The 12,708-nt window shown below is 47.9% G+C and carries 14 protein-coding genes; 7 read left to right on the top strand and 7 right to left on the bottom strand.

The window, feature by feature from the left end; translation table 11 throughout:
- Position 1: 1 nt before the first annotated feature.
- Entirely contained in the window at positions 2-1,096 is a 1,095-nt protein-coding gene (gene cobD / locus BBG47_RS15060) for a threonine-phosphate decarboxylase CobD (RefSeq protein WP_065292368.1), read from the bottom strand.
- Between the two features lie 358 nt (positions 1,097-1,454).
- On the opposite strand from cobD, the gene BBG47_RS15055 reads away from it, so the two are divergent.
- Positions 1,455-1,913 (top strand): phosphatase, encoded by a 459-nt coding sequence (locus tag BBG47_RS15055; protein WP_065292367.1) that lies wholly within the window; start codon positions 1,455-1,457, stop codon positions 1,911-1,913.
- A gap of 126 nt (positions 1,914-2,039) precedes the next feature.
- Here BBG47_RS15055 and BBG47_RS15050 read toward each other — a convergent pair whose 3' ends face one another.
- A complete protein-coding gene (locus tag BBG47_RS15050; RefSeq protein ID WP_065292366.1) occupies positions 2,040-2,600 on the bottom strand; it encodes a nitroreductase family protein in 561 nt (186 codons plus the stop codon).
- 167 nt (positions 2,601-2,767) lie between these two features.
- On the opposite strand from BBG47_RS15050, the gene lplA reads away from it, so the two are divergent.
- Complete coding sequence (gene lplA / locus BBG47_RS15045) at positions 2,768-3,772, top strand: lipoate--protein ligase (RefSeq protein WP_065292365.1); 1,005 nt, start codon at positions 2,768-2,770, stop codon at positions 3,770-3,772.
- A 140-nt stretch (positions 3,773-3,912) separates the two neighbouring features.
- On the opposite strand, the gene BBG47_RS15040 is transcribed toward lplA, so the two are convergent.
- The 3 genes from BBG47_RS15040 to BBG47_RS15030 all read right to left on the bottom strand — a co-directional run bounded on the left by BBG47_RS15040 (position 3,913) and on the right by BBG47_RS15030 (position 7,114).
- Positions 3,913-4,770 (bottom strand): MurR/RpiR family transcriptional regulator, encoded by an 858-nt coding sequence (locus BBG47_RS15040; protein WP_065292364.1) that lies wholly within the window; start codon positions 4,768-4,770, stop codon positions 3,913-3,915.
- Positions 4,771-5,288: 518 nt separating this feature from the next.
- Positions 5,289-6,308, bottom strand: a complete 1,020-nt coding sequence (locus BBG47_RS15035; protein WP_065292363.1) for an ROK family protein — start codon at positions 6,306-6,308, stop codon at positions 5,289-5,291.
- Entirely contained in the window at positions 6,305-7,114 is an 810-nt protein-coding gene (locus BBG47_RS15030) for an N-acetylmannosamine-6-phosphate 2-epimerase (protein ID WP_065292362.1), read from the bottom strand. The genes BBG47_RS15035 and BBG47_RS15030 overlap by 4 nt, the downstream gene beginning before the upstream one ends.
- A 194-nt stretch (positions 7,115-7,308) precedes the next feature.
- Between BBG47_RS15030 and BBG47_RS15025 the strand changes: the two genes are divergently transcribed.
- Together BBG47_RS15025 and BBG47_RS15020 are read left to right on the top strand one after the other, a co-directional pair.
- Positions 7,309-8,211: a DMT family transporter gene (locus BBG47_RS15025; protein WP_065292361.1), complete on the top strand. Its 903-nt coding sequence runs from the start codon at positions 7,309-7,311 to the stop codon at positions 8,209-8,211.
- A gap of 101 nt (positions 8,212-8,312) precedes the next feature.
- The gene (locus BBG47_RS15020; protein WP_028531705.1) at positions 8,313-9,122 is read left to right on the top strand and encodes a Cof-type HAD-IIB family hydrolase; all 810 of its coding nucleotides are present in this window, start codon (positions 8,313-8,315) and stop codon (positions 9,120-9,122) included.
- An 80-nt stretch (positions 9,123-9,202) separates the two neighbouring features.
- Here BBG47_RS15020 and BBG47_RS15015 read toward each other — a convergent pair whose 3' ends face one another.
- Complete coding sequence (locus BBG47_RS15015) at positions 9,203-9,580, bottom strand: MerR family transcriptional regulator (RefSeq protein WP_065292360.1); 378 nt, start codon at positions 9,578-9,580, stop codon at positions 9,203-9,205.
- Between the two features lie 133 nt (positions 9,581-9,713).
- On the opposite strand from BBG47_RS15015, the gene BBG47_RS15010 reads away from it, so the two are divergent.
- Positions 9,714-10,133, top strand: a complete 420-nt coding sequence (locus tag BBG47_RS15010; RefSeq protein WP_251488222.1) for a carboxymuconolactone decarboxylase family protein — start codon at positions 9,714-9,716, stop codon at positions 10,131-10,133.
- Positions 10,134-10,152: 19 nt separating this feature from the next.
- Here BBG47_RS15010 and BBG47_RS15005 read toward each other — a convergent pair whose 3' ends face one another.
- Entirely contained in the window at positions 10,153-11,034 is an 882-nt protein-coding gene (locus tag BBG47_RS15005; RefSeq protein ID WP_065292359.1) for an MBL fold metallo-hydrolase, read from the bottom strand.
- A 204-nt stretch (positions 11,035-11,238) separates the two neighbouring features.
- On the opposite strand from BBG47_RS15005, the gene BBG47_RS15000 reads away from it, so the two are divergent.
- Together BBG47_RS15000 and BBG47_RS30730 are read left to right on the top strand one after the other, a co-directional pair.
- Positions 11,239-11,964, top strand: coding sequence for a glycerophosphodiester phosphodiesterase (locus BBG47_RS15000; protein WP_065292358.1), 726 nt, complete (start codon positions 11,239-11,241; stop codon positions 11,962-11,964).
- Between the two features lie 373 nt (positions 11,965-12,337).
- The coding region (locus BBG47_RS30730; RefSeq protein ID WP_483310725.1) for an alpha-helical endospore appendage domain-containing protein at positions 12,338-12,708 on the top strand (371 nt) is incomplete at its 3' end.

Raw genomic sequence — 12,708 nt, 5'->3', positions numbered from 1 at the left:
TCTACTGTAACACAGCTGCAAGGGCTGATGCCACAATTGCATTCGCAGCGCGATCCTTGACTGCCAATCGGAAGTCTCTCTCCGTCAGTCCAACATACATGTCGCAATTGCGAATGAGAATGCCAGAGCGGCATAATTCGGCCTGAAGCGACTTCGCCGTCCACCCTTCTGGAGATCTGCATAATAGGAAATTCGCTACGCTTGGCCATGTTCGAATGCCTAACATGTGCAGCTGCTGACGCAGAACAGCCCGTTCTTCATCGATGAGAGCTCGTGTTGAAGCCGCGTATTGATCCGCTTGCTCGTCCGTCAGTAGGGCCTCCCCTGCCGCTAGTGCCAAGCCATTGACACTCCATGCCACCTGCATAGCCGACATCGCCGCAATATGCTGCGGCTGGGCGATTGCGTACCCGAGACGTAATCCAGGAATCGCATAGAACTTCGTAAGTGAACGAAGTACAATAAGATTCGAGCATCGATGAACGAATGGAATCAAGGAATGCTCCTCTTCATTCGCAAAGTCAATAAATGCTTCATCGATTACGAGAATCGTAGAAGCAACTTCTGCTAAGGCTGCAAGTCTTCCCAGCAGCGTGCGATCATATAATGCACCATTCGGGTTGTTCGGGTGGCCGATAAATACGACATCCGCCTGCTCGATAAGCTCTGTCAGTTGAGACTCGGTAGCACGGAAGTCGTTATCCTCACTGCCAACCCTATGCATCACTTCTGCTCCGAACTTGCGCGACAGTGTCTCATATTCAGAGAAACAAGGGGCAATTACGCCAACCCGTTTAGGCCGAATCGCCAGCAACAGCAGCGCCATGCACTCTGCAGCCCCGTTGCCGATGCTAATCAGTGCCTCGTCGACCCCTAACCTCGCAGCTAAGAGCTTCTTCATCTGTCGATGTCCAGGATCCGGATAATGAACGATTGACGGCATCATCTCGCGCCCCAGACGATCTATAACAGCCGAAGGCGGTCCAAGCGGATTAATATTCGCACTGAAGTCCAGCAGTGCCTTACGATCGACGCCGAACGCGTCCGCAGCCGTCCACACATCCCCACCATGCCCGAATCGTTCAATTGTGCCCATTGCTGTCTGCCTCCCAATGATGTCAATTGGATTTGTCCAAAGGTTGAAAATATCTATGTACTGCTAGCTCCACGAACCGGAGCTTTCCAATATGGAATCGTTTCTACTCGTCCATTATGCGTAACAGAGCAATGTTCGTCAAACGAATTTTCCTGTAAATATGTGCAGTTCTTCCGTTCACTACGGGCGTTGCGGTGCGATTCGCAAGCAATTATATTGGAATTGCAAAGGTTTTATTACGAAATGCCAAAAAACATTGGTCAATCGCACACTGTAACACTTCTGTTAATTGCTGTATAATCTTGTTGCACCACACATCTTAACAGGTGTGATATGTCATGGATGAGGAGGGATGATTATGTCGGTGCATCACAAGACATCATGGGCTACTCTCGGCGCCGCCATCATTGTCACCATCTATTACGCTGCAATTCTATTTCGACTCAAGGGAGACATTGGATTATACAGCACGGAAATGATGGCCCTTGCCCGGAACGTGTTCGGAATTGCCGTCGTCGTTCAAGTCGTTATGCACTTTATCAATTTTATGTCCAAGGATGAGGCCGAGGACAAGGAGCTTGCTCGTTCTGTATCCATGCAGGCCAATCAGTTCAGCCTACTCTTTCTCGTCCTTGCTGTAGCTTGCTGTGCGGCCTATTTAATATATGTATCGGATACACGCACCCTATTGCTGTCTCCGCTCGTATGCGCTCATTTGCTTGTCTGTGTGCTGCTGGCTGCGTGGGTGATCAAGCACTCCTTGGAATTAATGCTGTACCATCGTTTTATCAAGGCGGATCCATTAGATCATCCTTGATCATGTAACCGTTTACTTCGTGAATATTACTATCCGTGATACAAAAGATAAGGAGTGCCCGATCAGCATACGCTGCGAGGCACTCCTTATTGTTAGGACAGAGCCAGTTGCACTGGCCATCCTCCTTTATTGATCGATTACAGTGAAGAGTTGCTCCGCACTCGTACGCGGGCGAGCCTTCGGCGCATCGTCAAAGTAGCCGATGCGGATTACCCCGACAAGCTTCTCGCCTGGTTGTACGCCAACCATCTCACGATATTGCTTGTTGTAGATATAGTCGCCTGTATGCCACAGCATGCCAAGACCATGTTCCCATCCAAGCAGCTGGAAGTTCTGAATCAGAGCGCTCACCGCTTCCAAATCCTCTTGCCAAATATTCGGACGAGGGTCTTCAGGCATAACCACATGCAAATAAGCAGGGACATGCATCAAATGCTCCTCGAACTTCTGGCGTTGCTCTGGCGTTGCATCTCTTAGCTTAGTCTTATCTAGAATGGTAAGAAGTCCGTTCATAATACGCGCCTTTCCTTCTCCTTCCGCATATATGAAGCGCCAAGGCTCACGCAGTCCGTGGTTCGGTGCCCATACTGCGTCATTCAACAGCTGCAGCACCAGGCTGCGATCAACAGGCTTGTCGTTGAATTCATGTATACTTCTACGTTCTCGAATAATTGAAGCAATTGACATTCTGAAGTCCCCCTCAATAGGTTGCATTGTAACCGTCTTTGTTACTTCACATCATATCATCTATGATAACGATTATCAATATCAAATCTATTTTGTATTCTCTTGCAAATCGTATACAATAGAACTATATGCACCAACAGCTTCTACATGAAGGAGACGGACAAGCTATGAAGTTTATTGATAATCAAGGCATAACAGACCCGCGGATCAATCTTGCAATCGAGGAATTCGTATTGAAGCATTTGCCGCTTGAGGAAGACAGCTATCTTCTATTCTATATCAATGAGCCATCGATCATTATAGGTAGAAACCAAAATACAATCGAAGAAATCAATGCCGAGTACGTGAAAGATAACAACATTCATGTTGTGCGTCGCCTTTCTGGCGGTGGAGCTGTATATCATGATACAGGCAACCTGAACTTCAGCTTCATTACTAAGGATGACGGTGAGTCCTTCCATAACTTCCGCAAATTCACCCAGCCTGTTATCGACACCTTGCACGCTCTCGGCGTGAATGCCGATCTGACTGGACGCAATGATATCCAAGTTGGGGAGCGCAAAATTTCAGGAAACGCCCAGTTCGCTACCCGTGGCCGCATGTTCAGCCATGGAACGCTGCTGTTCAATTCGGAAATGGAACATGTCGCATCTGCACTGAAGGTGCGCCAAATCAAAATCGAATCCAAGGGCACGAAGTCTGTGCGCTCCCGTGTTGCCAATATAGCGGAGTACTTGAAGGAGCCAATGACCATTGAAGAATTCAAGGCTTCGATTCTGCACCACATCTTCGGTATCGAAGCGGATCAAGTTCCGCAGTATGTGTTGACTGAGCAGGATTGGGAGATTATTCATCGAATCTCCGAGGAACGCTACCAGAACTGGGATTGGAACTATGGCCACTCTCCGAAGTTCAATGTGGAGCATACGAAGAAATTCCCTGCCGGAATCGTCGATGTACGATTGGATGTAGCGGATGGTGTGATTCAATCAATGAAGATATACGGGGACTTCTTCGGAATCGGCGAGGTAAGTGATATTGAGGAACGGCTCCAAGGAGTTCGCTATGAGGAACAAGCCGTCTCCGAGGCAATTGGAGATATGGACATTAATCATTACCTCGGCAACATTAGCAAAGATGACTTTGTCGGGCTGCTTATGCTGCAGGAATAGTCCGTGAAGCAGATAGAGGCGTCCTCTCTTGATGAGAACGCCTCTTCGTTATGTAACGCGAAATATACCGGGCGTCGCCCGATCCCATTCAGACTACTGGTATGTCTTATCAAAGTCATAAAGCACTGAAGCTCATAAGCTTAGTATAGCTTGTCCAATACGGACTTGGCCGTTTGTTGAATTGCCTTGTATGCCTTCTCCTTATCTTGTAAGGCAACAGCCGTCGACAGAATATCGAGGACATGGATTTGTGCAATTTTCGATGAAAAGGCCCCACCCTCAAGAGGTGTCTCCTTGGATTTGATCAGCAGAATGGAGTCTGCATATTTCGTAATAGGGGACTTCGCATGGCTCGTCAAGCAAATGAAAAATACGCCATTCTCCTTCGCCAATCGAATCGTGTCCACCAAATCCTTCGTACTGCCTGATGTTGATATGCCGAATACGACATCTTCTTCGGTCATAAGTACCGCATTCATCGCCATCACGTGCGGATCTGTTATCGCTTCCCCAGTGTAGCCAAGCCGCATAAAGCGATACTGTGCATCCATCGCTGTCATAGCGGACGAGCCTACCCCCATGAAGAACAGGCGCTTCGCCTTCACGATGGCATCGACCGCCTTATTCAGTTCCTCCATATTCAGCAAGGATAGCGTATGTTCAAGCGAGGCAACATTCTCCAGTGTCATTTTCTTCGCTACAACAGCCAAGTCATCACTCTCAACAATCTCACTATCTTCATGTTTCAGTGGCGATACCAGATCTTTAGCCAAGGATAGCTTGAAATCTTGGTAGCTCTTAAAACCCAGATTACGACAAAAACGCAGAACAGAAGTCTCGCCCGCACTTGCTCGCTCCGCTAAATCCGTAACTGTCGCATATAGCACCGATTCGGCATTTTTCAATACATAGTCTGCTATTTTCTTCTCCGTCTTCGTCAGTGACGGATAGAGACTTCTAATCAGCAGCAGTGTATTGGTATGTTCACCTGCGACCATCTCATGATTCCCCCTAACTTCTTTATGTATTTCAATCCGTATGATGCGGCACTCTATAGCGTATCTTGTGCCGGATTTGTTTATTTCCATGCCAGCTCACAACTACTGACACAATCCTATTGTTCGGACTTCCCTCACTCATAGTTCATCGGTTCAATCGATGTATTGATCGTACTAGGCAAGATTCCACATGCCTCATTCACCATCCGATTAACAGCCATCCACGACGTCAGTGGTCGGTGCTTACACCAAAGTCATCATGCACAACCCATTCACAGGGAAATTCGAACTAGCCTTATCATCTAATGGAACGATTAAAAAATCAACATGTTGATAACAAAATAATGAAAGCGCTCTTACTTAGTGATAGCTCAAACAGGGTCACTATACCATACAGTCCCCGACGTGAACTGCTTCGATTCATTGGTAAGAACACGATAAAATAGCGGCAAACAGACAGTTCACGTCCTGCTATTGCCGCTTATTACGATCGATTTATTATGCAAGTTAGAAGTAGACTAGATTACAGAAAAATGGTCGGAAGGTTGGGTCGAATGAAGCTCCGTCCAAATACAGTTGGCAGCTCCGACTACCCCAGCATGCTCACCCATTTCAGCAGCATGGAGTTCCACACCATCTCCCCAATATGCAGGCATGCACATCTTGCGCATCTCTTCCTTAATTGCTTCAAGCAGCCATGCCCCTTGTCCGATAACAGCTCCACCTAATACAAATCGACGACTATTGAGCACATGCTGCAGCGTCACAAGCCCAACTGCGATGTTTCGAATATATTGGGTAATGACCTCATTTGCTGCCAGATTGCCACTACGTGCCGCTGCGAACCAAGCCTCTGGCTTCTCCTCACATTGAGGCAATATTGATGCCGCAGAAGAACTGCCTTCAAGAGAAGTAATCTTCTCTCTAATCATCCGCTTCAAGGCATTTACAGAAGCATACTGCTCCCAACAACCGATCAATCCACAAGTACAAGGCTCGCCATCCATCTGCACGATGAAGTGCCCGAATCCACCCGCATGGCCATCAGCCCCGCCATAGAGTGCACCCTCTTCAATAATCGCACCTCCAATTCCTGTACCGAGCGCGACGCAGACGAATTGATCCATGCCTCTGCCTGCGCCCTTCCAGCTCTCCCCGAGGGCGATTGCATGCACATCGTTAATGACGCGAACCGGCACACCCGTCGCTTCATGAAGCAATTCTTGAACAGGAGTCCCGCTCCAACCCGGCAAATTATCCGTCGCATGAGCCACATGCCCATCGCGGTGAATATAGCCTGCGGAACCTATACCAATGCCTTCTACTGCCCACTGATTCTGTGCCGCCTCACTCCGATAATAATGAATAAGCTGCTTCAGCTTGTTCAGCAGTTCGTCTCGTCCAAGCATAGCCTCTGTAGGAATGGTACGGGAATGAAGTACATTTCCCTGTTTATCTACAATGCCGCTCTTTATATTCGTTCCACCAATATCAATAGCGATGACGACAGATTCATGACTGTTCACTGCGTCTGTCATGATAACGCCTCTCCCTTGCTGGCAGGTTCATTCCCATCCTGATTCTGAGCAATCACAGGGATGACCGAGCCCGACATCGCTGCTTGGACGGGGACTTGCCCCCCTTTTATCTTGGAAACAAATGAACTGGTAAGCGTATGCGGACGTGTAATGGCCGTGCCCACTACAACGGAGAATGCGCCATTTCTCAAGGCTTCCTCCGCCTGCTCTGGTGTATGGATGCGTCCTTCCGCGATGATCGGCGTTGACACTGCTGCGGCCAGCCGCTTGATCAGCTCCATATCCGGCTCCTTCTGCTGCACGCTATAGGGCGTATAACCTGATAATGTCGTAGAAATAAAATCAAAACCCAACTCCGCCGCGCGAATCCCTTCCTCATAAGTTGAAATATCCGCCATCAAGGGGATGTCATATTTTGTTTTGATAACGTTTACAATGTATTCAAGCGTTTCACCCGATGGACGCGGCTGCATCGTGGCATCAAGCGCGACCATGTCAGCGCCGGCAGCAATCATCACTTCAACATCCGCAAGAGTCGGAGTTATATATACGTTAGAACCCGGATATTCCTTCTTCCATATTCCGATAACCGGAATGCGAATCGCTTCCTTAATCGCTGCAACATCTTGCGGCGAATTGCTGCGAATTCCGGCAGCACCGCCATTCACGGCTGCTAAGGCCATGCGCACCATCATATCGCTTCCATACAACGCTTCCCCTGGATACGCCTGACACGATACAATCAAATTTCCTTGCAGTTGTTCAGCAAGCTTCTCTACTCTTTTGTTCGTTTCCTCTACCTTCATCGTTTCCAACTCCCATAGGTTAGAAATAATCATCCAATATTTCTACCGCATTTCGGATTCTTACTCCAATTTAGCATGGAAAATGAAGGATGTAAAGGATAGATCATTGAAAACTGTGCTTTACAGCATGCGCTCTTTCTTACATGATAAGAGTAAAATATTTGAAAGTGGGAAGGGAGTCTATTTTACTCATCATGAAACGCACATGGTTGGCCGATGTATGTCTCTTGCTTGTTGCATTGATTTGGGGCAGTACGTTTCTTGTTGTTCAGCATGCTGTCCATACGTTGCCCCCTCTTGCCTTTAATGCAATTCGCTTTGCATGCGCTGGACTGCTGTTTGCAGTCGTTCTGCTTTTTACAAGACGCACCTTGACTATCTTCCTGAACAAGCGACTGCTTCTTCACGGCGGGATACTTGGCTTATGGTTATTTTCCGCATATGCGTTTCAGACCATTGGACTGTTATACACAACGACAACCAACACCGGATTTCTAACGGGTCTATCGGTTGTGCTGGTTCCTTTCATTACCTTATGGCTGTCGAAGCAGCGGCTGACGCTCCCAACTTGGATCTCCGCACTGCTTGCTCTTTGCGGGCTGTATTTGCTCGCCTTCAACGGTGGAACGGCTGAGTGGAATAAGGGAGACGGACTCGTGCTGCTCTGCGCTGTCGGCTTCGCCATGCATATCGCCCTGACAGGCCGTTTCGCATCGCAGCATGATACACTGCCGCTTGTTACGGTACAGCTTATGACTGTCGGCATTCTATCTGGTATTAGTTCGGCCATCTTCGAACCGCAGCTAACAATGAGATTGCTCGGGCAAGCCTTATCGGAACCGAAGGTGCTGTTCGCACTTGCTATATCCATTGGGCTCTCGACCGCGTTTTCCTTCTGGGCGCAGACTTGGTGTCAGAAATATACCTCCGCGACACGCGTTGCGATTTTATTTGCGATGGAACCGGTATTTGCCGCCATTACGGTCGTAACCTTTGCCGGAGAAGCGCTGGGAGGATGGGCGCTTGCGGGATGTGGGCTTATTTTTATTGGAATGATCGTTGCCGAATTGAAATGGAGCGGACATGCTGTACAATAGAAGTAGAGAGAAATACGGGTGTTCGTGGATAAAAATGTGACGAGCCCCTATTACCAGTACATGAATATGTGCTGCATAGATAGGAGAGAAACTCATAACCCATGTATAAACTTATCGCAATTGATGTAGACGACACGTTGATTAATGATGACAAGCAGGTAACTCCCGGCACAAAGCGTGCATTGGAGCTCGCCGTTCAACAAGGCGTTACCGTTACACTTGCAACAGGACGCATGTATGCTTCTGCTCATAACATTGCCCTGCAGACAGGTCTAAATGTGCCTCTCATTACGTATCAAGGCTCTCTGGTGAAGAACGTAATGGACGGTGAAGTACTCTACGAGCGTGCAGTGCCGCGCGATGCTGCGCTTAAGCTGCTTCGCTACTGTGACGAGCACAATATCCATCTGCAGTTGTACATTGATGACAAGCTGTACGCTCGCGAAGAAAATCAAAAGCTGATTGACTACGCGAACTTGAGCCGCATTCCTTATTTCATAGAACCTGACTTTGATCGTCTGCTCGCTTCCCCTTCCACGAAGATGCTCATGATCGACGAACCGGATCGACTGGATCGTGTCGCAGAAGAACTGAAGGAATTGCTGGGATCAGAGGTTCATATTACAAAGTCGAAGCCTCATTTCTTAGAGGTTACCCATTATGAGGGCACGAAGGGAAGCGCATTGCGCCATTTGGCGGAACACTTCGGCTGCAGCTTGGAAGAGACGATCGGTATCGGAGATTCATGGAATGACCATGATCTGATCGAGACGGCTGGACTCGGTGTTGCGATGGGCAATGCCGTTGATTCACTTAAGACGATTGCCGATTATGTAACAGAGAGCAACAATGATGAAGGAGTACGTCATGTCATAGAGAAGTTCATCCTGAATCGTGACAGCGCGAACTAATCACACCTAAACGAAGCACCGCTTTCGACCAGACAAAACCGTCTGGGAAAGCGGTTCTTTTTTAATCAACCGCACAGGTATTACTCCACTGGGTTCTCCTCTAGTCGTTTATAGTGCTCAATTTTGGATTCAATCTTCAGTAGATGCTCATGCAACTCCTTAACTTGTGCCATAACCTGCTCTTGATGTTCCTCCAATAACGCACGTCGTGCACGTATCGTGGAATCCCCTCTGCTTCGCAAATGAGAAAACTGCTGCATCTCCCTGATTGGCATGCCTGTCGCACGCAATCGGAGCAGGAAATGAATCCACGCTATGTCCGATTCCGTATACTGCCGGTAGCCATTTGCATCGCGCTGCACTTCTGTCAGCAACTCAATCTTTTCGTAGTAGCGCAACGTATGTACGGACAGTCCTATCTTATCCGCAATTTGTTGGATCGTAAAATAGGTTTTCATAATGGAACATTATATCACGCCACCCAACACCGAAAAAAAGGCTTGCTATAGAGCGCACTCTAATGTGTAGCATGTCATTCATGCAGTGCATTCCAATACGATTGGATTATCTATCTTAAAGGAGGACTTCCCGATGATGAATGTGGATAATGAAGAAAAAGTGGCAACTGAGCGTTATCAACGAGGCTGGGACAGGTTGAAGGAAGTAGATGGCGAGGCAGGCGAGCATGTGATTGAATCCTTGAGCGGGATTGCCCCTGAGCTTGGTCAATATATTATTGAATTTGCATTTGGAGACATTTATTCTCGTGAGGGGCTAGATTTGAAGCAGCGTCAGCTCATCACACTTGCATCCCTTACTACTCAAGGCGGATGCGAGCCGCAGTTACATGTCCATATTCGAGCAGCACTTCATGTCGGTCTAACCCCTAACGAAATCATTGAAGCGATGATTCATTGTGTTCCATATACCGGATTCCCCCGCGTCCTCAATGCCATATTTACAGCCAAGCGGATATTTGAAGATCAGCAGATGAGCGTCGTACCTCTCTAGCAAAAAAGGGTAACCTCGGTTACCCTTCCACTCGCATTCCTGTCCGAGCCAACGCCACATTCGCAGGCAGCTCATAGCTTGTACGGAAATCAATGTCGTGGGACATATGCGTAAATATGGTCCGCTTCGGGCAGATATCCTGAAGCAATTCCACAGCCTCGACCATGTCGTATACAGAACGGGTCTCATAGGCTGCCTGTTCGTGATAAAAATTCGTTCCCAATATAAGAAGATCGAGATCGCGGAAAAATTGACGTTCCTGAGCGCCTAGTCCAATTGCATCCGAAGCATATAACCAACTATTCAACGCAGCTGATTCCGCATTCGCGGAGTCTTCATTCCCTTCTAATTTCTGACTCTCCGCTGCCGAATACGGCGGTTCCTCCATTTTCGAGACGGCTTGAAGCCGATCAAAGCGATAGGCGTAGGAATAGCCATTCTTGCCATGATTGACCCGGATCGGTTGAATGAACCAGTCCCGCCACTGCCATGTCTGCTCGATATCTTCGAATTGGATGAACCGCTCAAGCCATGGATACATCGTTCGAATCAATTGATTCACCTCTGCGGGAGCAATGACATGCCCTTGTCGATCCAGCCAGCGGCATGCATCCGCATATGCGGGGAGCCCTGCGATATGATCCTGATGCGCATGGGTGATGAGGATATCATCTATCCAGAACAAGCCTGCACGTTCCATCTGGCCTGTCCAATCCGGCCCGCAGTCGATGAGAAGCCGTTCGTCAGCTCGTTCAATCACAACAGAGGAACGATAACGGCGGTTCTGTCCTTCCTCACGCGCCTCTCTGCACACCTCACAGTCGCAATATACTCGTGGAACCCCCATGGAGTCTCCTGTCCCCCAAAAAGAAATTGACCAACTCTTTTCCTCATAATTCATGTCCATTTTTCTCCTTCAGCTGCGTATATATTTACAAGAACAACACGTAACCGTTATAAAATCTCCATTGTTCTTCCATCATGTATCAAGTATAATCGGAGTCAATTCCGCATGCACACATACTTACATACGGATCCTATGATACATGATAACGCAGTTATCATCACATTCGCTATCATGTTCGCTATAATGAGGAGGATTATCATGAGTTCCAACGCACTGTTCAATGATGTTGAAATTGTCGCTCACCGTGGCTATGCAGCGGTGCATCCCGAGAATACGATGGCGGCATTCCGCCGTTCCATTCAAATGGGCGCCGATACGTTAGAAATCGACGTACATCATTCGAAAGACGGCATTCCCGTCGTCATCCACGACGATACACTCGATCGAACAACAACGGGCACAGGACGCATCCGGGAGAAGACGGTAGCTGAGCTTCAGCAGGTGGATGCAGGCAAGAAGTTCAACCCAGAGTTAGCTGGATGCGGTGTTCCACTGCTGGAAGAAGTGCTTGAATTATGCGGGGGAAAAGTTGGCCTTCAGCTGGAATTGAAAGAACATAATACAGAAGAGGAACTTCGCGCCATCCTTCATCTATTGAATCAATATGATATGACAGAACGCACGATGTTTATTTCTTTCTACCCAGACAATTTACGTATATTACGCAGCCTAAACAGCGACATTGAGCTTGCGCTCTTGTCAAGCGAGCTTGTTGATCTGAAGGCAGTAGCTGAGCTGGGAAATGCTACACTTCTGATCCAGTTGTCAACAGTCTTGGAGCATCCGCAGCTCGTCGCCGAGACGCAAGCAGCCGGTGTAGGCCTTGGTGTCTGGACCGTTCGCAGACTGGAAGATGCTTATAAGCTCGTCGAAATTGGTGTTCGCAGACTGACCACGGACATTCCATTGTATCGCGAAGCCTAACCCATGAATCATCTAAATATTGAAGCCTATTGAAGTAGGTATTCCGCAATCGAATCTCTATCAGCACACATGCGCAGACCGCTCTGAATACAGAGTAGTCTGCGCTATTATATTTATGTTGGCTGGTGGATCGGGAATCATTGCTGCCTTCAAGAAACGTATGCCTCGCGGCGATGATACGATCGCTAGTAATAGATTTTTAGAGGAAAGCGAGAACAGATCATAGATCGAGCGACGTCTAGCATACTTGCAGAGCTTCAGCTTTGTCGTAGAAGATCTTGAGTTACCCTACTAGGTTCAAGCTGTTGCAATTACCGACATACTCCATATACATATAGTGGTATCACAAAATTACAAATAAAGGAGGAACATCATGTCACAATCCAACATTCCTAATATTACACCGCTTATATCCGTAACAAGAGATGACGCTCTAAACTTGCTTCTATCCTCAATCGCATTGGAGGAATTAGGCTTAAGCCATATTATTAATGCGGAAGGGGAAAAAATCCAATTTGCTCTCGGCACATTACCGGGCGTAACCTCACCACCAGCTAGTATAAGTGACCTGCTTCTTATCAACGAGAGCGTCCGAGGGACAATCAATGATTTAACGAAAAAAGAATTTTTGCTGCAATCCAAATTAGAAAGTGTATTGGCAGCTCCGTCTTTATTAGGCCCCACCGGGCCTACAGGGCCTACAGGAGGTGCCGCTGGCGCTACTGGCGCTACGGGGGCTACGGG

It is taken from the genome of Paenibacillus sp. KS1, assembly GCF_001680695.1.
Classification (GTDB): domain Bacteria; phylum Bacillota; class Bacilli; order Paenibacillales; family Paenibacillaceae; genus Paenibacillus_B; species Paenibacillus_B suaedae.
This window is presented reverse-complemented; position numbering and strand designations above follow the sequence as displayed.

Bases quoted from the DNA above. Each gene is read 5' to 3' on its own strand.
- lplA (WP_065292365.1), top strand. From the start codon at position 2,768: ATGAAGTTTATTGATAATCAAGGCATAACAGACCCGCGGATCAATCTT.
- BBG47_RS15035 (WP_065292363.1), bottom strand. From the start codon at position 6,308: ATGACAGACGCAGTGAACAGTCATGAATCTGTCGTCATCGCTATTGAT.
- cobD (WP_065292368.1), bottom strand. From the start codon at position 1,096: ATGGGCACAATTGAACGATTCGGGCATGGTGGGGATGTGTGGACGGCT.
- BBG47_RS15010 (WP_251488222.1), top strand. From the start codon at position 9,714: ATGATGAATGTGGATAATGAAGAAAAAGTGGCAACTGAGCGTTATCAA.
- BBG47_RS15050 (WP_065292366.1), bottom strand. From the start codon at position 2,600: ATGTCAATTGCTTCAATTATTCGAGAACGTAGAAGTATACATGAATTC.
- BBG47_RS15025 (WP_065292361.1), top strand. From the start codon at position 7,309: ATGAAACGCACATGGTTGGCCGATGTATGTCTCTTGCTTGTTGCATTG.
- BBG47_RS15020 (WP_028531705.1), top strand. From the start codon at position 8,313: ATGTATAAACTTATCGCAATTGATGTAGACGACACGTTGATTAATGAT.
- BBG47_RS15055 (WP_065292367.1), top strand. From the start codon at position 1,455: ATGTCGGTGCATCACAAGACATCATGGGCTACTCTCGGCGCCGCCATC.
- BBG47_RS15040 (WP_065292364.1), bottom strand. From the start codon at position 4,770: ATGGTCGCAGGTGAACATACCAATACACTGCTGCTGATTAGAAGTCTC.
- BBG47_RS15015 (WP_065292360.1), bottom strand. From the start codon at position 9,580: ATGAAAACCTATTTTACGATCCAACAAATTGCGGATAAGATAGGACTG.
- BBG47_RS15000 (WP_065292358.1), top strand. From the start codon at position 11,239: ATGAGTTCCAACGCACTGTTCAATGATGTTGAAATTGTCGCTCACCGT.
- BBG47_RS15005 (WP_065292359.1), bottom strand. From the start codon at position 11,034: ATGAATTATGAGGAAAAGAGTTGGTCAATTTCTTTTTGGGGGACAGGA.
- BBG47_RS15030 (WP_065292362.1), bottom strand. From the start codon at position 7,114: ATGAAGGTAGAGGAAACGAACAAAAGAGTAGAGAAGCTTGCTGAACAA.